Source organism: Kibdelosporangium philippinense (assembly GCF_021390435.2).
GTDB lineage: Bacteria > Actinomycetota > Actinomycetes > Mycobacteriales > Pseudonocardiaceae > Kibdelosporangium > Kibdelosporangium philippinense.
Map to the genome: position 1 here is coordinate 1,091,575 of NZ_JAJVCN010000004.1, position 21,227 is coordinate 1,112,801.

A 21,227-nucleotide genomic window follows, 5' to 3' on the forward strand; every position below is an offset into this window, starting at 1 on the left:
TGCGAAAAATCGATGACGTCTCCAGGTTCACCCGGGTTACTGTGCGTGAGCTGAGTGATAGCTGTCGAATCGGTAACTGCCAGGGGCGACCCAGGGCAGAACCGGCTGGTCGGCCACTCGATACGATGCCAACCCACACCGAAAACCGTCGTGAAGGAGCAATACCGTGTCCCAGTCTCCCGCCGTCCAGGCCGTACCCGCCAAGCGCGTGGTGGTACCGGCAGGGACTACGGCGAGCACCGCCGTGCGGGAGGCAGAACTGCCGACCAAAGGCCCGGACGCCATCGTGGTGGTCCGCGACCCGGAAGGCAAGCTGCGCGACCTGTCATGGGCGCCGGACGCGGATGTCGAGGTCGAAGCGGTCGCGGCGGACACCGAGGACGGCCGCTCGGTTATCCGGCACTCGACCGCGCACGTGCTCGCCCAGGCCGTCCAGCAGATGTTCCCTGAAGCCAAGCTCGGCATCGGACCGTTCATCAAGGACGGCTTCTACTACGACTTCGACGTCGAGAAGCCGTTCACCCCTGAGGACCTGCAGGCGCTGGAGAAGCGCATGAAGCAGATCATCAAGGGCGCCCAGCGGTTCTCCCGGCGGGTCGTCGAGTCGATCGACGCGGCGAAGGACGAACTCAAGGCCGAGCCGTACAAGCTGGAACTGGTGGACATCAAGTCCGATGTGGACACGAGCGAGGTGATGGAGGTCGGCGGCGGCGAGCTGACGATCTACGACAACCTCGACCCGCGCTCGGGCGACAAGGTCTGGGGCGACCTTTGCCGCGGTCCGCACGTGCCGACCACCAAGTACATCCCGGCCTTCAAGCTGACCCGTTCGGCGGCGGCGTACTGGCGCGGCAGCGAGAAGAACCCGCAGCTGCAGCGGATCTACGGCACCGCATGGGAATCCCAGGAAGCGCAGGATCACTACCTGGAGATGCTGGCCGAGGCCGAGAAGCGCGACCACCGCAAGCTCGGCAACGAGCTCGACCTGTTCAGCTTCCCCGACGAGATCGGCTCCGGCCTCGCGGTGTTCCACCCCAAGGGCGGCGTGATCCGCAAGGCCATGGAGGACTACTCCCGGCGGCGGCACGAGGAAGAGGACTACGAGTTCGTCTACTCGCCGCACATCACCAAGGGCACGCTGTTCGAGGTCTCCGGGCACCTGGACTGGTACAAGGACGGCATGTACCCGGCGATGCACCTCGACGCCGAGCTCAACGAGGACGGTTCGGTCCGCAAGCCTGGGCAGGACTACTACCTCAAGCCGATGAACTGCCCGTTCCACGACCTGATCTTCCGGTCGCGCGGCCGGTCGTACCGCGAACTGCCGCTGCGGATGTTCGAGTTCGGCTCGGTCTACCGGTACGAGAAGTCCGGTGTGGTCCACGGCCTGACCCGCGTGCGCGGCATGACGCAGGACGACGCGCACATCTTCTGCACCCCCGAGCAGGTCCGCGACGAGCTGAAGTCGCTGCTGACCTTCGTGCTGAACCTGCTGCGCGACTACGGTCTCGACGACTTCTACCTCGAACTGTCCACAAAGAACGAGGAGAAGTACGTCGGCTCGGACGAGATCTGGGAGCAGGCAACCGAAACGCTGCGTTCAGTGGCCGAGGAGTCCGGCCTCGAGCTGGTTCCTGACCCGGGCGGCGCGGCGTTCTACGGCCCGAAGATCTCGGTGCAGGCAAGGGACGCGCTTGGCCGGACCTGGCAGATGTCGACCATCCAGCTGGACTTCAACCTGCCGGAGCGTTTCGAGCTGGAGTACACCTCGGCGGACGGTTCACGCCAGCGCCCAGTGATGATCCACCGCGCGCTGTTCGGGTCGATCGAGCGCTTCTTCGGCGTGCTCACCGAGCACTACGCGGGGGCGTTCCCGGCCTGGCTGTCGCCGGTGCAGGTGGTCGGGATCCCGATCGCCGACGAGCACGCGGAGCACCTGCAGCAGGTGTCGAAGGCGTTGAAGGCCCGTGGTGTGCGGGTGGAGCTGGACTTCTCCGACGACCGGATGCAGAAGAAGATCCGTAACCACACCATGCAGAAGGTGCCGTTCATGCTGCTCGCGGGCGGCAAGGACGTCGAGGCGGGCGCGGTGTCGTTCCGGTTCCGCGACGGCACCCAGATCAACGGTGTCCCGGTCGATCGGGCGGTTGACGTGATCACCGCGTGGACCGAGCGGCGCGAGAACAGCTCGCCGACGGCCGAAACGGTCCAGGCGACGCTGTGACCGATCCCGAACTGGTCGAGCAGCAGGGCGTCGGCGAGCCCGACGCCCTGCAACGGCTCTGGACGCCGCACCGGATGGCGTACATCAAGGGCGAGAACAAGCCGGACCACGACCAGTCCGAGGGCTGCCCGTTCTGCCGCGTGGTCGAACTGGACGACGTCGACGCCCTGATCATCGCGCGCGGCGAACTGGTGTACGCGCTGCTGAACCTTTACCCGTACAACCCAGGGCACCTGATGGTCGTGCCGTATCGGCATGTTGCGGACTACACCGACCTGACAGTTCAGGAAACCCTTGAGCTCGCCGAGTTCACGCAGCAGGCGATGCGCGTCGGCCGGACCGTCGCGGCGCCACACGGGTTCAACATCGGCATGAACCAGGGCGTGATCGCGGGCGCGGGGATCGCGGCGCACCTGCATCAGCATTTGGTGCCCCGGTGGGGCGGCGACGCGAATTTCATGCCGGTGATCGGGCACACGAAGGTTCTGCCGCAGTTGCTCGCCGAAACCCGTCAGCTGCTCGCGGACGCGTGGAAGACCACGTGAGCGTCGAGCGGTTACGGGCGGTCTTGGCTTCATTCCCCGATGGACTCGCCTACGAGATGTCCGAACTGGCGTACGACCCATCGAGCCATGTCTATGAATGGCCGGATGCCCTGCCGACGGACTACAAGCGGCTGATGGAAGGCTTCGGCCCGCTCGTGCTCGCCACGGTTCCAACGCCACGTGGTGATCATCGCGAGCACGAGGCTCTGGCACGCGCGCGAGAACTCTGATGCTTGCATCGCCGACTGGCCCTCCCCAAGCGATCTTGGGGCACGCTATCAAGGCCTGTGCCCCCGACCAGGGAGTGTCGGGGGCACAACAGCCGGTGTATCTACTTGCGTTGGCACGCAATTAGCCGGTTTTTGACGAAGTCACTCGGACTTCAGGCCGGCCTCGATCTCCAGTGTGATCTGGATCTTGTCGCTGACCGCCGCGCCGGCCGCGCCACCGTGCACGCCGAAGTCCTTGCGGCTGATCTGCGTCGTTGCCGAGATGCCGACAAGCGGCTTGCCGTCCGGGCCCTGGCCGAAGCCGTTGATCTCCAGCGCGAGGGTGACCGGCTTGCTCTCGCCGCGGATGGTCAGCGTGCCGTCGAGCAGGAAGTTCTCGCCGCCGTCCTGGCGAATGCCCGAGGACACGAACTTGATCTCCGGGTGGTCGGCGACGTGCAGGAAGTCCTCGGACTTCACGTGGTTGTCGCGCTGCTCCTGGCGGGTGTGGAAGGAACCGGCGTCGATGGTCGCCGTCACGCTCGACTTCAGCGGGTCCTCAGCGGTGACGATCTCGCCCGCGAACGTGTTGAACTGGCCACGCACCTTGGCGACACCCAGGTGCCGGACGGTGAAGGAGACGTCCGAGTGGATCGGGTCGATCGTCCAGGTGCCGACGACGTAGCCAGGAATGTTGATGGTCGGGGTGCTCATGTCTATCCTTCTCCGTAGGCTCGTTGAAACTTCAACCAGACCCTAGCGCGATTTAGTTTAGAGTTCAACCATGGGGTACGATGAAGTCATGACAGAGGTCCGGTGGCTTGATGGCCGCGAGCAGATGATCTGGCGTGGCTTTCTGGGAGCGACCGGGTCCTTCATGGAACACCTTGACCGGCAGATGCAGCGCGATTCGGGCATGCCGCTGGCGTACTTCGAGATCCTCGCCGTGCTCTCCGAGATGCCCGGACGTTCGCTGCGGATGAGCGAGCTCGCCACGATGTGTCGTTCGTCTCGTAGCCGTCTGTCGCACGCGGTGTCCCGGTTGGAGGAAGCGGGCTGGGTTCGCAGGCGGGCTTGCGAAAGCGACAAGCGCGGCCAGTTCGCCGAGTTGACCGATGACGGCTTCAAGGTACTGGAGAAGGCCGCGCCAGGGCATGTCACGGCCGTGCGCGAGCACTTGTTCGACGTGCTGACGCCCGAACAGCTCCAGCAGCTGGACCAGATCACCGCCGCGATCCAGGCGGGCCTCACCCCACAGTGTGATCGGGCCAAGGTCGAGCTGCAGGCCGAGTTCTGACCGGGCGGGCCAGCGGTTAGGCTGCGTTTGCCGCTATCCGAGTCGATCAGGGTGCCCGCCGAGACCTCATGCTGAACATCTTCGCCCGTGCTTCGGTCTCGCGCGTGACCGATCCGATCGGGGCATGGCTTGTCCGGCTCGGACTGACGCCGAATGCGATGACCGTCATCGGAACGGTCGGCGCGGTCGCCGGCGCACTGTGGTTCTTTCCCCGCGGCGAGTTGGTCGCAGGCACATTCGTGGTGTGGGGCTTCGCCATGCTCGACCTCTTGGACGGCGCCATGGCGCGCGCCAAGGGCAAGGGCACGAAGTTTGGCGGTGTGCTGGATTCCAGCTGTGACCGGATCGCCGACGGCGCGCTCGGAGCCGCTGTCGCCTGGTATTGCTTGGCCGTCGCGCAGAACCACACCTTGGGTGCCGCGGCGCTGATCTGCGTGGTCAGCGGTCAGGTCATCTCGTACGTCAAGGCGCGCGCCGAGGCGTCAGGGCTGCATGCGGATGTCGGCATCGTCGAGCGGGCCGAGCGTTTGATCATCACACTGGTAGGTACCGGGCTGTTCGGGCTTGGAGTGCCGTACGCCCTGCACGTCGCGTTGTGGGGCCTCGCGGTGTTGTCCGTGGTGACGGTGATCCAGCGGATGGTCGCGGTGTGGCAGGCGGCGCGTGAGGAGATGGCGTGAAGGAACGGCTGGTCGATGCCGCGTACGGCGCCGGATGGGGCCTGGTCAAGGTCCTGCCGGAGTTCGTCGCGCGCCCAGCGTTCCAAGCAGGCGCCGACCTGGCCGTGCTGCGCAACGGCTCAGGGGCTCAGCAGTTGCGACGCAATCTGGTCCGTGTCGTGCCCGGGGCGTCGCCGAAGGAACTGGACGACCTCGTCCGTGCGGGGCTCCGGTCGTATTCGCGGTACTGGAAGGAAGTCTTCCGGCTGCCGACCATGAACCATCACGCGATCGCCGAGCAGGTCAACTCGGTGGTGGTCGGCCGTGACGTGGTCGACGCGGCACTGGAACGCGGCAAGGGCCTGGTGCTCGCGCTGCCGCACACGGGCAACTTCGATGTGTCGGGCATCTGGCTGGCCCAGAACTACGGCGAGTTCACGACTGTTGCCGAACGGCTCAAGCCCGAGTCGGTCTGGGAACGGTTCTTGGCGTACCGGCGCTCGCTCGGGTTCGACGTACTTCCGTTGACCGGCAACGGCAGCGGCCCTTTCCGTGGCATGATCGACCGGCTCAAGAAGAACGGCGTCGTATGCCTTGTCGCCGACCGTGACCTGACCAAGAGCGGCATCCCGGTGACGTTTTTTGGCGAGGAGACCCGGATGCCCGCCGGTCCGGCGCGCTTGGCGGCGACCACTGGCGCGGCGCTCGCTGTCGTGGACAACCTTTTCGTCGACGACGGCTGGGGTTTGCGGATTCACTCGCCGCAGTTGGTCGAATCGTGTGCCGACGTGCCCGCCGCGACCCAGGCGCTGGCCGACGGCTACGCCAAGGACATCGCCGAACATCCAGCCGACTGGCACATGCTGCAGAAACTGTGGATCGCTGATCTTTCGGACGCACGCAGGGAAGCGCTCGGCGAATGAGGATCGGAGTCGTGTGCCCGTACTCCTTCGAGGTCCCTGGGGGAGTACAGGCCCACGTCGTCGACCTGGCCAGGGCTTTGCGGGGAATGGGCCACGAGGTAGCCGTCCTCGCGCCCGCCGACGAGCACACCCCGTTGCCTGACTTCGTGCAGCCCGCCGGTCGCGCGCTCGCCATTCCGTACAACGGTTCGGTGGCGCGGTTGTCGTTTGGCCCGGTGTCGTACGCGCGAGTACGACGGTGGATTCGTGAGCACGACTTCGACGTGCTGCACCTGCACGAGCCCATCGCTCCTAGCTTGTCGCTGCTGGCGTTGATGGTCGCCGAGGGGCCGATCGTCGCCACGTATCACACGTCGACGACGAAATCGCGCGCGCTGAACGCTTTCCAGGTCGTGCTTCAGCCTTTTTTGGAGAAGATCACCGCACGGATCGCCGTTTCCGCGTTGGCTCGTCGGGTTCAGGTGGAGCACCTCGGCGGAGATGCGGTGCAAATCCCCAACGGCGTCGATGTTCGGTTCTTCGCCGACGCGAAACCGCTCGACGGATATCCGCGCGAAGGCCCGACAATCGGGTTCGTCGGCCGATTCACCGAACCGCGCAAGGGCATGCCGGTTTTGCTCGCCGCCATGCGTCAATTGTTGACGGACATGCCGGACCTACGCCTTTTGGTCGTCGGCCGCGGCGACGCGGATGATTTGCGGCGCGAGGCCGGTCCGGAATTGGCTGACCGGATCGACCTGCTCGGCCAAGCCGACGACGAGACCAAAGCGCGCGCGTTGAGCAGCGTCGATGTGTACTGCGCGCCCAACACCGGCGGCGAGAGCTTTGGGATCATCCTGCTCGAAGCCATGTCCGCGGGCACTCCCGTGGTCGCCAGCGACCTGGACGCATTCCGGCGCGTGCTCGATGACGGCATGGCTGGAGTCCTACATCCTGTAGGAAATCCGATTGCGTTGGCTGGCGCGCTCCGCGGTGTGCTGAGCGATCCGGAACGGCGCGCCACATTGGCCGCCGAAGGTTCGCGGCGTGCTGCGGCGTTTGACTGGTCGGTCGTCGCCGGCCAAGTTTTGCGCGTCTACGAAACCGCGATCGCCGCCGACCCGCGGCACGTTGGCGAGGCGCTGTGACCACTGCCCTGCTCATCGTTGTGCCGCTGGTGCTGATCCTGGTGGCGTGGTTGATGGCGACGGCGAACCGGCTAAACCGACTTCATATCCGATCCGACGCCGCATGGGCCGCGTTGGAGGCCGCACTTGCGCGCCGCGCGGTCGTCGCGCGGGCCGTTGCGGCGACCGGCTCGGCGCCGGGAACGCTTCGGGAGATCGCCGACCACGCCGAGCGCGCGCCGAGGTACGACCGCGAAGCGGCGGAAAACGAACTCAGCCGCGAACTCGCGGTCGTCGTTCGGGGGCAACTGCCAGTTGCGTTAGTAGCCGAATTGGTCGACGCCGAACAACGCGTCGTCATCGCGCGCCGCGTGCACAATGACGCGGTCCGCGACACTTTGGCGCAGCGTCGTCGCCGAACGGTCCGCTGGCTCAAGCTCGCCGGAACCGCGCCCCAGCCGGAATACTTCGAAATCGCCGAACCGGAATTGAACGGCGAGGTCGCACCTTTGCCGCGGTCGTCGGCGCGCGTGCTTTTGCTCGATGGTGACGGTCGCGTGTTGCTGTTCCACGGATGCAATCCGGGCGTCGAAGACGACACATTTTGGTTCACCGCCGGCGGCGGGATCGAGCCGGACGAGGACATTCGGGCCGCCGCGTTGCGGGAACTGTTCGAAGAGACCGGCATCAAACTGGCCGACGACCAGTTGACCGGGCCGGTTTGGCGGCGCCGCGCGGTGTTCAGTTTCGACGGCCGCAGCTACGACGCCGAGGAATGGTTCTTCGTCGCGACCACCCCGACGACCACTGTGGACACCTCCGGCTTCAACCAGATCGAACTGGACACGATCGACGAGCATCGCTGGTGGAGCGCAGCCGATCTGCGCGCCACCACCGACACCGTCTATCCCGTCCAGCTCGCCGAGTTGCTTCCGGCCCTGCTGGAGTCCGAATGGGACGGACGCACCCGCTCCGTCCGCTAGGTCATGCTGGCCACAAGGTTCTGTGGCAACGGGTCGAACCGGCTGAACTCGCGGGTGAACGTCGCCGAGCCGGAACTGAGCGACCGCAGATCGATCGCGTATCGGATCAGTTGCGTCGCAGGCACCTCGGCGCGAATCACCGAGTAGCCCGGTGACATGTCCGCCTCGGTACCCAGCACACGTCCGCGCCGACTGGAAAGGTCGCCGAGTACCGTGCCCAAGTGCTCGTCAGGCAACCGGACCAGCACCGTGTCGACCGGCTCGAGCAACGTGATCTGCCCGGCCGCGGCGGCTTCCTTCAAGGCGATCGACCCGGCGGTCTGGAACGCCGCGTCGGACGAGTCAACACTGTGCGCCTTGCCGTCGACCAGCGTGACCTTGATGTCCACCACCGGATAGCCGGACAGCAGACCGCGCTCGAGCTGCGCCCGGATGCCCTTCTCCACACTCGGGATGAACTGGTTCGGGATCGCCCCGCCGACGATCTTGTCGACGAACTCGAACCCGGAACCACGCGGCAACGGTTCGACGACGATGTCGCAGACCGCATATTGGCCGTGTCCACCGGACTGCTTGACGTGCCTGCCCTTCGCCTTCGCAGTTCCGCCGAACGTCTCGCGCAGCGCGACCTTCACCGGCTCGGTGTCCACATCCGCGCCGCCCGAACGCAAGCGCGCGAGCACGACATCCGCGTGCGCCTCGCCCATGCACCACAGCACCAACTGGTGCGTTTCGGCGTTGCGTTCCAAACGAAGCGTCGGGTCGCCAGCCACGAGCCTCGCCAAGTTGCGCGCCATCGTGTCCTCGTCACTGCGCGTCTTGGCCACGACCGCGACCGGCAGCAACGGTTCAGGCATCGCCCACGGCGTCATCAGCAACGGATGTTCGGGCGCGGAGACGGTGTCGCCAGTTTCCGCCGAACCAACTTTGGTCAACGCGCACAAGTCGCCCGCGACGCAGTACGGCACTTCGCGCAGCGTCGCACCGAGCGGCGAGTAAATGTGCGCCACGCGCTCGTCGACGTCATGGTCTTCGTGCCCTCGCTCAGACATGCCGTGACCCGACACGTGCACGGGACGCTCCGGCCGCAACGTTCCGGAGAACACGCGTACCAACGACACACGCCCGACGTACGAGTCGACCGCGGTGCGCACGACCTCGGCCGCGAGCGGACCTTCGGGATCAGCCTTCAGCTTCTCGCGGTTCCTGCCGTTCGGGTCGGTGACCTCGGGCAACGGGTGCTCCAAGGGCGATGGGAACGCGCGCTTGATCCCGTCGAGTACTTCGGCCAGGCCAACACCGGACGTCGAACAGACCGGGATGACCGGGTGGAACGAGCCGCGCGCGACCGCTTTCTCCAAGTCTTCGATGAGCGTGTCCTGGTCGAGATCCTCACCGGCGAGATACCGGTCCATCAGGGTCTCGTCCTCGCTCTCGGCGATGATGCCCTCGATCAGCTCGTTGCGTGCCTCGGCCATCCGCTCGAGATCGGCCGGATCCGGCTCGCCCATCTTCGGCGGATAGCCGTCGGAGTAGTCGTAGAACCGCTGGGTGATCAACCCGACCAGACCGTTCTTCGCCGGCAGATACAGCGGGAGCACGCCCGCGCCGAACGCGTCACGACATGCGGCGATCTCGTTCTCGGCGTCGGCGCGCTGGTGATCGAGCCGCGCGACGATTACTGCCCGGGGCATCCCGACGGCGGCGCACTCTTCCCATACGGCGACAGTCGCGGCGTCCACGCCTTCGGCCGCGCAGACGACGAACAACGCGGCGTCCGCGGCACGCAATCCTGCCCGCAGTTCCCCGACGAAGTCGGCGTACCCAGGCGTGTCGATGAGATTGATCTTGACGCCGTCGTGCATGAGCGGCGCGACGGACAGACCGACCGATCGCTGCTGACGGACAGCGGCTGGATCGTGGTCGCAGACGGTGGTGCCTTCGGTGACCGAACCGGCGCGTGACAACACTCCGGCCGCGGTGAGCAGGGCTTCTGTCAGTGTGGTCTTCCCTGAACCGGACGGCCCCACCAGGACCACATTGCGCACTTTGGCAGGGTCGTCCACAGCGACCGCGGCTCCGACGTCTCCGTTCTCGGTGTGCTTACCAGCCATAGCCCTCAACCTCCCGCACGGACAGTGTTCAGCCGTAGGACACAATGTGCTCGATCTCACACCCGTTTGCAGGTCGGGGACAACCCCGCAGGTGCTCTGCCATCCAGTGGTAGTAACGGCGTCGCAATCCGCCGTTAAGGGGTGACAGGGGCCACACGCTGGGGCTTTGTTGAAGTGGCCTGATGATATCGGGTCAGATTGGCCCGTTGGAAGTGGCCACACTCGCCGTACGATTCGAGACGAACCCATCGTTACGTCGAGAGGACGACTTCCGTGACCACCAGCCCAGAATCCATCCCGCAGACCGGGACCGCCCGCGTGAAGCGCGGGATGGCGGAGATGCTCAAGGGCGGAGTGATCATGGACGTGGTCACCCCGGAGCAGGCGAAGATCGCCGAAGACGCCGGTGCTGTCGCGGTCATGGCGCTCGAGCGCGTGCCCGCCGACATCCGCGCGCAGGGCGGCGTGTCCCGGATGAGCGACCCGGACATGATCGACGGCATCATCGCCGCGGTGTCGATCCCGGTCATGGCCAAGGCCCGGATCGGCCACTTCGTCGAAGCGCAGGTCCTGCAGTCGCTCGGGGTGGACTACATCGACGAGTCCGAGGTGCTGACCCCGGCCGACTACGCCAACCACATCGACAAATGGCAGTTCACCGTGCCCTTCGTCTGTGGCGCCACCAACCTTGGCGAGGCACTGCGCCGGATCACCGAAGGCGCGGCCATGATCCGCTCAAAGGGCGAGGCCGGCACCGGTGACGTCTCCAACGCCACCACGCACATGCGCAAGATCCGCCAGGAGATCCGCCGCCTGCAGAACCTGCCGGAGGACGAGCTGTTCGTGGCGGCCAAGGAACTGCAGGCGCCGTACGAGCTGGTCAAAGAGGTCGCCGAGCTCGGCAAGCTGCCGGTCGTGCTGTTCACCGCCGGTGGCATCGCCACCCCGGCCGACGCCGCGATGATGATGCAGCTCGGCGCCGAGGGCGTGTTCGTCGGCTCGGGCATCTTCAAGTCCGGCAACCCGGCGCAGCGTGCCGAGGCGATCGTGAAGGCCACCACCTTCCACGACGACCCTGACGTCATCGCCAAGGTCTCGCGCGGCCTCGGGGAAGCGATGGTCGGCATCAACGTCGACGAGATCCCGCAGCCGCACCGCTTGGCCGAGCGCGGCTGGTAATCGGATACCAAATACGAAATAGGGTCCCGTGAGCGTCGCTCGCTCACGGGGCGTCTTTGCGCGTCGCGTGGTCGAACAGGTCGGCCAGTTCGGTCGTGAAGGTTTCCAATTTCGTATCCGATCGCTCCATGAGTTCGCGCGGCACGTTCTCCAACGTCGCCATCAACGCCAACGCCATCACCCGGGGCGCGAACTTGCGATACTCGCCCGCTTGCCGCCCGTCCCGGAACATGTCCGCCAGTTCGTCGAGCGTGGCATTGCGCTGCCCTTCGGCCCACAAGTGGGGCAAGCCCATCACGATCCTGGAATTCGGCTGCTGCACGTATCCCAGTGCGTCCGAGCGCGGCGCTGGTAGCTACGACATCGTCGACTACACGCAGGATCCGCCGGTGATCAAGGCGGGATTCGTGCGCGACGAACGCGTCCAGGCCGAACGCATCACCCGGATGCTGCGGATCTTCGCCGCCGAGGGGATACCGGCGCACATCTATACGTTCATCAACCCCGAGGCGCCGCATTCGCCGGTCCGACAGCGCGAACTGGGTATCGGCGCGTTCAGCTTGGTCAAAGTTGTCCGCGAGCAGTACGCGGATTCGTACTCGCCGTATCGCTGGGAGCCGAAGGAAGCGTTCCACGCCGTCGCCCGATACAACGCGTAGTCGCGAGCTAACCCCAGCTCATGACCGATTGTGACGTTCGCCTCACGCTAAGTCTTCCTTAAGGGGTCTCGATCATCGCCGGTCCAAACTCTACGGTTCGGCAGCTATGGGCTCGGTTGATGTAGACGGTTACTCCAAGGCGCTCGGCAAACGCCAGGTACAGATGATCGCTATCGGTGGTGCGATCGGTGTGGGGTTGTTTCTGGGAGCAGGCGGGAGACTCAATCAGGCCGGTCCGTCTCTGGTTCTGTCGTACGCGCTGTGCGGCATCGCGGCGTATTTCGTGATGCGGGCGTTGGGTGAGCTCGTCATGCACGAGCCCAATTCCGGCAGTTTCGTGACCTACGCGCGGAAGTTCATCGGCCCGTGGGCAGGGTTCGCGTCAGGCTGGATGTACTGGGTGAACTGGGCGATGACCGGCATCGCGGAGATCACCGCGGTGGCCATCTACGTGCACCGGTGGTTGCCGGACGTGCCGCAGTGGATCACCGCGATGATCGCGCTCGCCGTGTTGCTGGCGGTCAACCTGTTGTCGGTGAAGCTGTTCGGCGAGCTGGAGTTCTGGTTCTCGCTGATCAAGGTGCTGGCCATCGTGGTGTTCCTGGTGGTCGGCCTCGGCCTGGTGGTGACCGCGGCGGACATCGGCGGAACTCCGGCCGGGATTGGGAACCTGACCGAGCACGGCGGGTTCTTCCCTGCCGGTATCGGGATCGCGTTGATGACGTTGCAGGCGGTGATCTTCGCGTATTCGGCGATCGAGCTGGTCGGCATCGCGGCGGGGGAGACCAAGGACCCGCACAAGGTGCTGCCGAAGGCGATCAACAGCGTGGTCTGGCGAATCGCGATCTTCTACGTCGGCTCCGTGCTGCTGCTCGCGATGCTGCTGCCGTGGCCGTTCTACAACGGCGGCGAGAGCCCGTTTGTCACCGTGTTCTCCCGTCTGGGCATCCCCGGCGTCGGCGACATCATGAACGCGGTGGTGCTCACCGCGGCGCTTTCGTCGTGCAACTCCGGCCTGTATTCGACCGGGCGGATTTTGCGCGCGTTGGCCGAAAAGGGCGAGGCGCCGAAATTCGTCGGCAAGATGAGCGCGCGGCACGTGCCCTACGGCGGCATCCTGTTCACCGCGATCGCCTACGTGTTCGGCGTGGTGCTGAACTACTTGGTGCCCAAGGAGGCGTTCGACATCGCGATCGCCATCGCGTCGCTTGGTGTGGTCGCGACTTGGGCGACGTTGGTCTTCTGCCAGATGCGGCTGCGGCAGGCGGCGCTGCGCGGCGAACTCGAGCGTCCGGCATATCGGATGCCGGGCGCGCCGTACACCGGATGGGCAACGCTCGGGTTCCTCGCGCTCGTCATCATCCTGATGGCGTTCTCCGACGGCGCCGAACGGATCGCGTTCTATTCACTGCCCGCGATCGTTCTCGCGCTGGTCATCGGTTGGCGCGTGATCTCGCGCCGCCGCGAGTCCGTCACCGTCGATTAGATACGAAATCGGATATATGACAGTCGGCTAGAACAACCGGGCAAGATACCCGCGATACAACGCCGGCAAGTCAACGGTGCCGGGGTCGAGCAGCCACAGCGTGACCGCGCCTTCCATGAAGGCGTGCAACTCAGTGGCCACGGCCTCGGCATCCATGGCTGGTCGATCGCGGCGGATCGTATCTGAAATATGATGTCGGAGCCGTCGGGCCCGTTGCAGGAACCGCTCGTGCACCGTTGACTCGTCGAACAAGTGCTCGGCCTGCAGGACGATGTGCAACATCGCCAGCCCGCGCTCGCTTGTCATGTACTCCGCGTCGGCGATCAATGCCTTGACCAAACCGTTGATGCCGCCAGCGTGGCTCGTCACGCGCGCTGCCGCGCGGGCGTCGTACTCATCCAGCACTGCCTGCAACAGTGCGTCCTTCGAACCGAAGTGATGGATCACAGCTGACGGCGTGATGCCTGCCCGCTCGGCGATCGCCGCGACCCCGGTGCCGGGGAATCCTTGCTGCGCGAACAGCTCAATGGCGGCGTCGAGAATGCGGCGCCGCCGCTCGACACCGCGCTGCTGCGTCTGTCCCTTTACCCCTGCGATGCGGAGAAGCTTATCGGCTTGCCCGGCGCATTATCCTGAACAACCATGCAGGAAAATGGTGTGGTTACGTCCGTGGTCATCGATGCGCCGCGGAACCGGGTCTGGCGCGTCCTTGTTGCCTTTGACCAGTACAAACAGTGGCATCCGACGATCGAGCTCGTCGCGGGCGAGCCGGTACCCGGCGCTCGCATCCAGATGCGGATCGCGGCAGGCACGCCCGCGGAACGCACCGCGGAAGGAACAGTGCTCGAAGCCTCGGAGGACCGTCTGCTCAAGTGGGAAGGTGGCGTGCGCGGCTTGCTCTGGGGTGAGCACCGCTTTGACCTGGTCGAACAGGACGGGCGTACCCACCTGACCAACAGCGAGAGCTTCACCGGCTCAATGGTCGAGCAGGTCATGGCCAGCGGCAGGGAAACCCTCGTCGCGGAGTTCGAAGCGGCCAACCAGGCGCTGAAGGCGTACGTCGAGAACTGATCTTCTAAGCTGGTAGGAGGCGTTTCGGGAGGGGAACCCAGGTTGACGGCTCAGCCAGTTGTCGGTGTGCTCGCGTTGCAAGGCGACGTGCGCGAGCACGCTGCTGCCCTGACAGCGTGTGACGTGCAGGTCCGGCCGGTGCGGCGGGTGGAAGAACTCGACGGGCTGCACGGGATCGTGCTGCCCGGCGGCGAGTCGACGACCATGTCACGGCTGCTGGAGACGTTCGAGCTGCTCCAGCCGCTCAAGACACGGATCGCCGACGGGCTGCCCGCGTACGGGTCCTGCGCAGGCATGATCATGCTGGCCACCAAGGTCCTCGATGGGCGCCCTGACCAGCACCAACTGGACGGCATCGACATGATCGTGCGTCGCAACGCGTTCGGGCGGCAGGTCGACTCGTTCGAAGAGGGCCTGGAGTTCGACGGCATCGAAAGCGGGCCGTTGCACGCTGTGTTCATCCGCGCGCCTTGGGTGGAGTCGGTGTCTCCCGACGTGGAGGTGCTCGCTACGGTGCCGGATACCGAAACTGCGGGACCGGCCGCCGGTAGGATCGTCGCGGTTCGGCAACGGTCCGTGCTGGCCACTGCGTTCCACCCGGAGCTCACCGGCGACGGGCGGGTGCACCGGCTGTTCACGGAGATAGTTCGGGCGTCCTGACTGGCGCGTAGACGACGGAGGAGAGATGAGCGGCCACTCCAAGTGGGCGACTACCAAGCACAAGAAGGCCGCCCTCGACGCCAAGCGTGGCAAGCTGTTCGCGAAGCTGATCAAGAACATCGAGGTCGCCGCGCGGACCGGCGGGGGCGACCCGGACGGTAACCCCACGCTGTACGACGCCATGCAGAAGGCGCGTAAGAACTCGGTCCCGCTGGACAACATCGAGCGCGCGCGCAAGCGCGGCGCCGGTGAGGAAGCCGGTGGTGCCGAGTGGCAGACGATCATGTACGAGGGCTACGGCCCCAACGGCGTGGCCCTGCTGGTCGAGTGCCTGACCGACAACCGCAACCGTGCGGCCGGTGAGGTCCGTACCGCGATGACCCGTAACGGCGGCTCGATGGCCGACCCGGGTTCGGTGTCGTACCTGTTCAACCGCAAGGGTGTCGTGCTGATCCCGTCGAGTGGCCTTGCCGAGGACGATGTGCTGATGGCCGTCATCGACGCGGGCGCCGAAGAGGTCAACAACCTCGGCGAGAGCTTCGAGATCGTCTCCGAGGCGACCGATCTGGTGGCCGTGCGTAAAGCCGTGCAGGACGCGGGTTACGACTACGAGTCCGCTGAGTCGAGCTTCCTGCCGTCGGTTTCGGTCGCGTTGGACGTGGAAGGCGCCAAGAAGGTCTTCAAGCTGGTCGACGCGCTGGAAGACTGCGACGACGTGCAGAACGTGTACGCGAACTTCGATGTGAGCGACGACATCTTGGCGGCTGTGGATGCGTGACGTTGTGGCGGCGCGGGGAACGTGTACGCCCGGCGTCCGATTCCATGTGAGCGACGAGGTCATGGAGGCCGTGGGCTGACCGCCGACGAAGTTGTCCTGTCGAAACCCCGGGCCGTGCCCGGGGTTTTCGCATGGCGTCTGCTTGTGGCGTTCTTCGGTTTCCTCGGATTCTTTCTCGCGGTCAACCGGCTGCCGGACCCGCTGACCGCGTTGAGCCAACAGGCAAGCCTGCTCACCGGCATCGTGTTCACCGGCCTGGCGGCGTATCCGCTGATCACCGGACGCGTCGAACCGCGGTCGCCGCGGCTGCGTGGCGCGATGGCGGTGCTGTTGCTGCTGGTCTGCGTCACGTTCATGACCTTGTTGAGCGGCAACCTGAGCCGCGCGTACTCGCTGTTCGAGCACTTGATCACGCCACTTGCCGTGCTTGCTGACTTCCTGTTGGTCGGCCGGAACCAACGGGCGATGAAGTGGTGGTACCCGATCAGCTGGCTCGGTTACCCGCTGCTGTACTTGGTTTACTACGTGGCCGCGGATTTGCGGCTCTACGGACGTTTCCTCAACCCTGGCGCGCCGAGCTTTCCCGGCGTGATCGCCGGGTTCGTCGTCGCGTTGCTGGCGGTGGGGTATCTGCTGTACGCGTTCGGCAGAGCCAAGGCGGGTTATCGCTCGAACAGGTGACCAGGCAGAATGGTCGACGTGTCCGAGCCGCTGAACCCTGACGAACAGAGATTCCGCGACTGGCTGCTCCATGAGACCGAAGTCAACGGGTGCGCCGTTATCGACGTCCCACCGGACGTGGAAGGCGCGGGCTACACGTTCTCGGTCGGTGCGTGGCGGCGCTTCGGTGTCGCCGAGGCAGTGGTTCTCGGGCTGCCGGAAGGCATGGGGCCGGTGTTGATCAACGCCTACCTCGACCGTGCCAAGAACGGTGAGCGGTTCCTGCCGGGCCAGCTCTACCACGAGTTCTTCGAAGGTCTTCCGGTCACGGTCGAGCGCGTCAACAAAGGCCACTATTTCGAGTACTTCGGCAGCGCGTTCGTGCTCTACCGCAAGGGCGACTTCCCGGCGCTGCAGATCATCACGCCGACTGACGAAGGCCACTGGCCGTGGTCGCCGGACGCGCCACCGGGTTTCATAGCCTGGCAGCACGTGCTGACCGAAAGTGGCCGCCCGGAAAGCTGGATGCCCGGCGTCAACGGTCCGTAGGGATCGAACCGTCGCAGCAGACCCGGATCGCGCACATATCATTTGGACCTCGGTCAAACAATGGCTGCGATTCTGGGAAAAATAACTGTGTCCGGCTGTCGAACTGCATCGTGGTTACGTGCGTAGTCATCCCTTGCCACACCGTCTCATGGTGTCCAGGGAGGGGATTTCATGCCCACTACCACGGATTATTTGGTGATCGGGGCTGGCCCGGCCGGGCTTCAGCTTGCTTACTTCCTCGACCGCGCGGGCCGCGACTACCTGGTAGTCGAAGCCGGTTCGTCGGCCGGGGCCTTCTTCGAGACATTTCCCCGTCACCGCCAGCTGATCTCGATCAACAAGCCGTACACCGGGATCGACGATCCCGAGTTCAACCTGCGGATGGACTGGAACTCGCTGCTGTCGGACGACGTTGACCTGCTCTTCACCAAGTACACACCGCGCTATTTCCCTGACGCGGCCGACATGGTCCGCTACCTCGGCGACTACGCCGCCAAACTCAACCTGAACGTGCGCTACAACTCGCGCGCCGTCGAAGTCAGCAAGGACAAGAACTTCCGCGTCGTAGACGACAACGGGGAGGTCTACGAAGCACCCACACTGATCGTCGCGACTGGACCGTCCAAGCCCTACCTGCCCGACATCCCGGGCATCGACCTGGTCGAGCTGTACTCGACAGTCAGCGTTGACCCGCAGGACTTCGTCAACCAACGCGTGCTGATCATCGGCAAGGGCAACTCGGCGTTCGAAACCGCCGACAACCTGATCGAGACGGCCGGTGTCATCCACGTCGCTGGGCCGAACTCTGTTCGGTTTGCTTGGCAGACCCACTATGTCGGGCACTTGCGCGCGGTCAACAACAACTTCCTCGACACGTATCAGCTCAAGTCCCAGAACGCGATCCTGGACGGCAACATCCTCGAGATCCGCAAGGAGGGCGACAAGTTCGTCGCGTCGGTCAGCTTCTCCAGGGCCAATGAGGTCGTCAAGGACATCCCGTACGACCGGGTGATCGCGTGTACCGGTTTCCGGTTCGACACGTCGATCTTCGCCGAGAACTGCAGGCCTGAGCTGGTGATCAAGGACCGTTTTCCGGCGCAGACCAGCGAATGGCAGTCGACCAACGTGCCCGGCCTGCACTTCGCGGGCACGATGATGCAGGTCCGCGACTTCAAGAAGTCGACGAGCGGGTTCATCCACGGTTTCCGGTACACAGTCAAGGCGCTGCACCGGATCCTGGAGCGCAAGAACCACGGCCACGAGTGGCCCCATATTTCGTATCCGATCGATGCGGCGGCGCTGACCGACGCGATCATCGGCCGGGTCAACCGCAGTTCGGCGCTATGGCAACAGTTCGGCATGCTCGGCGACCTCATCGCGGTCAACGGCAAGGACGCCAGGTACTTCGAGGAAGTCCCCGTCGACTACGCCCACGACAGCGGGTTCGCCGACAACTACTTCACCATCACGCTTGAGTACGGCCCGGACCACGACAAGGTCGACCCGTTCGACATCACGGTGCGCCGCGTCGCGCAGGACAGTCCCGGGCAGGCGCACGACGCGGCTTATCTGCATCCGGTCGTACGGCATTTCCAACGCGGGGCCGTACTCGCTGAGCACCATGTGGCCGAGAATCTGGAGAACGACTGGACGAGTGAGGCCAACCACCGCAAGCCGTTGACCGATTTCCTCGCAGAGCGCCTGCTGCAGAGCGTCCTGAGTGCGACGACGTAATGCCGTTCTCGATCAGGGAATTCGAGGCGCTGGCCCGGGACCGGTTGCCGCGCTACGTCTACGACTTCATGGCGGGCGGCGCGGATGACGAGGTGACGGTGCGAGCGAACGAAAATGCGTTCGCTCGCCTGCGTCTGTTGCCTCGCGTTCTGCGCGGGCGTCCAAAACGCGATCTCGGCATCACGTTGTTCGGCGACGAGATCACGATGCCGGTCGTCCTTTCGCCGACGGCCTTTCACCGGTTGGCTGACCCCGAGGGCGAACTAGCGACCGCTCGGGCCGCCGCGCGGGCGGGCACGGTGATGATCGCCAGCATGGCGTCGACGGCGTCCATCGGCGACATCGCCAAGGCGGGCGGCGCGGACCTCGCATTGTGGTTCCAGGCCTATATCCAATCTGATACAGGAATCACGCGGACCTTGGTCAGACGCGCCGAGGACGCAGGGTGCCGCGCGTTGGTCGTCACGGTCGACTCGCCGGTTTTTGGTTGGCGGGAACGCGATCACCGCAACGGTTTCCACCACCTACCGGTCGGTTGGCACTGCGAGAACATGCGCGATCTCACCGGCGACGGTGGCGTGCTCGACATCGAGATGGTCGCCGATCTGTCGTGGGACCACATCGACCAACTCGTGGCGATGACCGACTTGCCCGTCGTCCTGAAGGGAGTCCTGCATCCCGACGACGCGGTGACGGCCGTCGACCACGGTGTCCGCGGACTGCTCGTGTCCAATCACGGCGGCCGACAACTGGACACAGCCATCGCCACAATCGACGCGGTCGCCGACATCGCGGCCGTCGTTGACGTTCCGGTGCTCGTTGACGGCGGCGTTCGCCGCGGAACGGACGTCGTCAAAGCGCTCGCATTTGGCGCGCGAGCGGTGGGCGTCGGCAGACCGGTGTTGTGGGGCCTGGCCGCGCGCGGCGAAGACGGCGTGACCGAAGTGCTCGAGTTGCTTCGGGCCGAAATCGACCGTGCGCTCGCGTTGACCGGGTGCGCATCGGCGCACGAAGTTGCGCGCGATCTGGTCAGGGAGGACCGATGTTGATCGCGGCCCTCGTTGCGCTGCTGGTCTTCGTGATCAGCCTGCCGTTCTGGCTGCCCGCCCTGGTCGTCCGATTACGGCTGCGGATCTTCGCGCACATCAACGGCAAAGAAGGCATCCAGGTCGAGATCGCGCAATTCCGCGCGCTGTACGAGAACCCCGCGGCCAACGGGCGCAGTCGCGGCGCGGTCCTATCTGATCTGTTCTGGTACTGGCTCGCACCTGGACCACAGGTGCATCAAGAGCATCTGGAACCCGGCGAGCGCTACACCGAAGTCGCTCGCACGACCCGGCGCATTTTGGCGGGCGCGCATGCGAACGCGGCGGGCGTCGCGCAGGAGTGCGCCGAGCGCGTCCTCGCGCAAATTTTGGCGAAGCCGGTCAACGCCGTACGGCTGCGCGACCTGATGATGCCGATCTGGGCCGAGTTCTACTACGAGATGGTCTTCGGCGAATCGTGTAGGAAATCTGATCGGGACCTGATCGTCGGAAACGCCAACGACGTGGTCACCTCGCTCAAATGCTGCGGTCTGCGACACATGGATCGCCGCGAACGGTTGACGCGCTATCTCATCGAGCGCATCGAGGCAGGCGACGTGCCCCATCGGTTGCCCAATGTGCTCACCGTCGAAGAACAGGCCTGGTACCTGCAAGGCACGTTCTTCAACACGGCAGTCGTGCAGTCGAGCGAAGCGATGGCGCATCTGCTCATGGCAATCGCGCAACACCGTGACGTGCAACGCGGTTTGCGCACGGGCGCGGTCGACCTCGACCACGTCATGGACGAAGCCCTGCGGCTCTACCCGTTGTTCGGCGTCGCCCACCGGATAACCACCGGCGACATCGGCAACATCCCGACGGGCTCAGTGCTGCTGTTCAACTATCCGGATCTCCACCAATCAGGGTTCGACCATCCGGAGCGCTTCGACCCGGGACGGTGGGAGACAGCCAAAGTGGTCAAAGACGTCAATCACATCCCATACGGCGTGACGGCCAACCGCGCATGCCCGGCGCGTGGACTAATGCCCGTCACAATGCGCGCAGTCACGCAGGCGACGCTCGCGCGTTTCGAGTTGCGCACTTCTGCGGCGCACACGCGATCGATCCCCAACCGCGGTCCGTGCCTGCTGATCCGCCGGGAACCTACCGACCAGCCGGAAGCCACCCGACCGGTCGGTAGGCAGCTCGCGGTGATGCGGCTGCGGGACCGCTGTGAAGACGTGACGCGCAGCCTCACCCAGCTCGTGCTGGGCAGCTACATGGTCTTGGACGCCCGCAGGCAGCGGCTGTGCGGGCGCTACTTCGAACAACAGGACGGCTGGCTGGCCGTGGATTGAGGGGCTCT

At 65.1% G+C, this 21,227-nt stretch carries 24 protein-coding genes and 1 pseudogene; 20 read left to right on the top strand and 5 right to left on the bottom strand.

The genetic code is table 11. The features are described 5' to 3' along the window. Positions 1–208: 208 nt before the first annotated feature. The 3 genes from thrS to LWC34_RS48010 are packed head-to-tail and all read left to right on the top strand — an operon-like array spanning position 209 to position 2,999. On the top strand, positions 209–2,224 hold the full coding sequence (thrS, locus tag LWC34_RS48000) for a threonine--tRNA ligase (RefSeq protein ID WP_233734111.1): 2,016 nt from the start codon (positions 209–211) through the stop codon (positions 2,222–2,224). Further along, positions 2,221–2,769, top strand: coding sequence for an HIT family protein (locus LWC34_RS48005; protein ID WP_233732421.1), 549 nt, complete (start codon positions 2,221–2,223; stop codon positions 2,767–2,769). The genes thrS and LWC34_RS48005 overlap by 4 nt, the downstream gene beginning before the upstream one ends. Further along, the gene (locus tag LWC34_RS48010; RefSeq protein WP_233732423.1) at positions 2,766–2,999 is read left to right on the top strand and encodes a hypothetical protein; all 234 of its coding nucleotides are present in this window, start codon (positions 2,766–2,768) and stop codon (positions 2,997–2,999) included. Before LWC34_RS48005 ends, LWC34_RS48010 begins: the two co-directional genes overlap by 4 nt. A 141-nt stretch (positions 3,000–3,140) precedes the next feature. Here LWC34_RS48010 and LWC34_RS48015 read toward each other — a convergent pair whose 3' ends face one another. Then, entirely contained in the window at positions 3,141–3,692 is a 552-nt protein-coding gene (locus LWC34_RS48015) for a YceI family protein (protein ID WP_233732438.1), read from the bottom strand. A gap of 88 nt (positions 3,693–3,780) precedes the next feature. Here LWC34_RS48015 and LWC34_RS48020 point away from each other — a divergent pair, with 88 nt between their 5' ends. The 5 genes from LWC34_RS48020 to LWC34_RS48040 all read left to right on the top strand — a co-directional run bounded on the left by LWC34_RS48020 (position 3,781) and on the right by LWC34_RS48040 (position 7,946). Beyond that, a complete protein-coding gene (locus LWC34_RS48020; RefSeq protein WP_233732441.1) occupies positions 3,781–4,275 on the top strand; it encodes a MarR family winged helix-turn-helix transcriptional regulator in 495 nt (164 codons plus the stop codon). A 68-nt stretch (positions 4,276–4,343) separates the two neighbouring features. Next, positions 4,344–4,955 carry a phosphatidylinositol phosphate synthase gene (gene pgsA / locus LWC34_RS48025; protein ID WP_233732443.1) on the top strand — a complete coding sequence of 204 codons (612 nt, stop codon included), beginning with the start codon at positions 4,344–4,346 and terminating at the stop codon, positions 4,953–4,955. Next, positions 4,952–5,857, top strand: a complete 906-nt coding sequence (locus LWC34_RS48030; protein WP_233732445.1) for a phosphatidylinositol mannoside acyltransferase — start codon at positions 4,952–4,954, stop codon at positions 5,855–5,857. The genes pgsA and LWC34_RS48030 overlap by 4 nt, the downstream gene beginning before the upstream one ends. After that, entirely contained in the window at positions 5,854–6,984 is a 1,131-nt protein-coding gene (locus LWC34_RS48035; RefSeq protein WP_233732447.1) for a glycosyltransferase family 4 protein, read from the top strand. Before LWC34_RS48030 ends, LWC34_RS48035 begins: the two co-directional genes overlap by 4 nt. After that, on the top strand, positions 6,981–7,946 hold the full coding sequence (locus LWC34_RS48040; RefSeq protein WP_233732449.1) for an NUDIX hydrolase: 966 nt from the start codon (positions 6,981–6,983) through the stop codon (positions 7,944–7,946). Before LWC34_RS48035 ends, LWC34_RS48040 begins: the two co-directional genes overlap by 4 nt. Here LWC34_RS48040 and LWC34_RS48045 read toward each other — a convergent pair. Continuing rightward, entirely contained in the window at positions 7,943–10,060 is a 2,118-nt protein-coding gene (locus tag LWC34_RS48045) for an elongation factor G-like protein EF-G2 (protein WP_233732451.1), read from the bottom strand. The genes LWC34_RS48040 and LWC34_RS48045 overlap by 4 nt on opposite strands. A 273-nt stretch (positions 10,061–10,333) precedes the next feature. On the opposite strand from LWC34_RS48045, the gene pdxS reads away from it, so the two are divergent. Then, the gene (gene pdxS, locus LWC34_RS48050) at positions 10,334–11,239 is read left to right on the top strand and encodes a pyridoxal 5'-phosphate synthase lyase subunit PdxS (RefSeq protein ID WP_308200259.1); all 906 of its coding nucleotides are present in this window, start codon (positions 10,334–10,336) and stop codon (positions 11,237–11,239) included. A gap of 43 nt (positions 11,240–11,282) precedes the next feature. On the opposite strand, the gene LWC34_RS48055 is transcribed toward pdxS, so the two are convergent. Next, on the bottom strand, positions 11,283–11,471 hold the full coding sequence (locus tag LWC34_RS48055; protein WP_233732453.1) for a hypothetical protein: 189 nt from the start codon (positions 11,469–11,471) through the stop codon (positions 11,283–11,285). Between LWC34_RS48055 and LWC34_RS48060 the strand changes: the two genes are divergently transcribed. Together LWC34_RS48060 and LWC34_RS48065 are read left to right on the top strand one after the other, a co-directional pair. Then, positions 11,470–11,898, top strand: coding sequence for a hypothetical protein (locus LWC34_RS48060; protein WP_233732454.1), 429 nt, complete (start codon positions 11,470–11,472; stop codon positions 11,896–11,898). The two genes, LWC34_RS48055 and LWC34_RS48060, sit on opposite strands and share 2 nt — an antisense overlap. A gap of 106 nt (positions 11,899–12,004) precedes the next feature. After that, on the top strand, positions 12,005–13,384 hold the full coding sequence (locus LWC34_RS48065) for an amino acid permease (RefSeq protein ID WP_233732456.1): 1,380 nt from the start codon (positions 12,005–12,007) through the stop codon (positions 13,382–13,384). Between the two features lie 27 nt (positions 13,385–13,411). Here the strand turns inward: LWC34_RS48065 and LWC34_RS58455 are convergent, their stop codons facing one another. After that, positions 13,412–13,831: a TetR/AcrR family transcriptional regulator gene (locus tag LWC34_RS58455; RefSeq protein ID WP_233732459.1), complete on the bottom strand. Its 420-nt coding sequence runs from the start codon at positions 13,829–13,831 to the stop codon at positions 13,412–13,414. 15 nt (positions 13,832–13,846) lie between these two features. Then, a pseudogene (locus LWC34_RS59215) lies at positions 13,847–13,927 on the bottom strand (TetR family transcriptional regulator); the annotation flags it as partial. On the opposite strand from LWC34_RS59215, the gene LWC34_RS57575 reads away from it, so the two are divergent. The 9 genes from LWC34_RS57575 (at position 13,892) to LWC34_RS48110 (ending at position 21,219) form a co-directional block, all read left to right on the top strand. Continuing rightward, the gene (locus LWC34_RS57575; RefSeq protein ID WP_284051897.1) at positions 13,892–14,020 is read left to right on the top strand and encodes a hypothetical protein; all 129 of its coding nucleotides are present in this window, start codon (positions 13,892–13,894) and stop codon (positions 14,018–14,020) included. The pseudogene LWC34_RS59215 and the gene LWC34_RS57575 sit on opposite strands and share 36 nt — an antisense overlap. Positions 14,021–14,026: 6 nt before the next feature. Then, positions 14,027–14,455, top strand: a complete 429-nt coding sequence (locus LWC34_RS48075; protein WP_233732460.1) for an SRPBCC domain-containing protein — start codon at positions 14,027–14,029, stop codon at positions 14,453–14,455. Between the two features lie 42 nt (positions 14,456–14,497). Then, positions 14,498–15,115 carry a pyridoxal 5'-phosphate synthase glutaminase subunit PdxT gene (gene pdxT / locus LWC34_RS48080; RefSeq protein ID WP_233732461.1) on the top strand — a complete coding sequence of 206 codons (618 nt, stop codon included), beginning with the start codon at positions 14,498–14,500 and terminating at the stop codon, positions 15,113–15,115. Between the two features lie 25 nt (positions 15,116–15,140). Then, positions 15,141–15,893 (top strand): YebC/PmpR family DNA-binding transcriptional regulator, encoded by a 753-nt coding sequence (locus tag LWC34_RS48085; protein WP_233732465.1) that lies wholly within the window; start codon positions 15,141–15,143, stop codon positions 15,891–15,893. Between the two features lie 114 nt (positions 15,894–16,007). Further along, entirely contained in the window at positions 16,008–16,574 is a 567-nt protein-coding gene (locus tag LWC34_RS48090; RefSeq protein ID WP_233732467.1) for a hypothetical protein, read from the top strand. Between the two features lie 9 nt (positions 16,575–16,583). Then, positions 16,584–17,102 (top strand): DUF4262 domain-containing protein, encoded by a 519-nt coding sequence (locus LWC34_RS48095; RefSeq protein ID WP_233732469.1) that lies wholly within the window; start codon positions 16,584–16,586, stop codon positions 17,100–17,102. 171 nt (positions 17,103–17,273) lie between these two features. Then, positions 17,274–18,836: an NAD(P)-binding domain-containing protein gene (locus LWC34_RS48100; protein WP_233732471.1), complete on the top strand. Its 1,563-nt coding sequence runs from the start codon at positions 17,274–17,276 to the stop codon at positions 18,834–18,836. Beyond that, the gene (locus LWC34_RS48105; protein WP_233732472.1) at positions 18,836–19,885 is read left to right on the top strand and encodes an alpha-hydroxy acid oxidase; all 1,050 of its coding nucleotides are present in this window, start codon (positions 18,836–18,838) and stop codon (positions 19,883–19,885) included. Before LWC34_RS48100 ends, LWC34_RS48105 begins: the two co-directional genes overlap by 1 nt. Beyond that, positions 19,879–21,219, top strand: coding sequence for a cytochrome P450 (locus tag LWC34_RS48110; protein ID WP_233732473.1), 1,341 nt, complete (start codon positions 19,879–19,881; stop codon positions 21,217–21,219). Before LWC34_RS48105 ends, LWC34_RS48110 begins: the two co-directional genes overlap by 7 nt. Positions 21,220–21,227 lie beyond the last annotated feature (8 nt).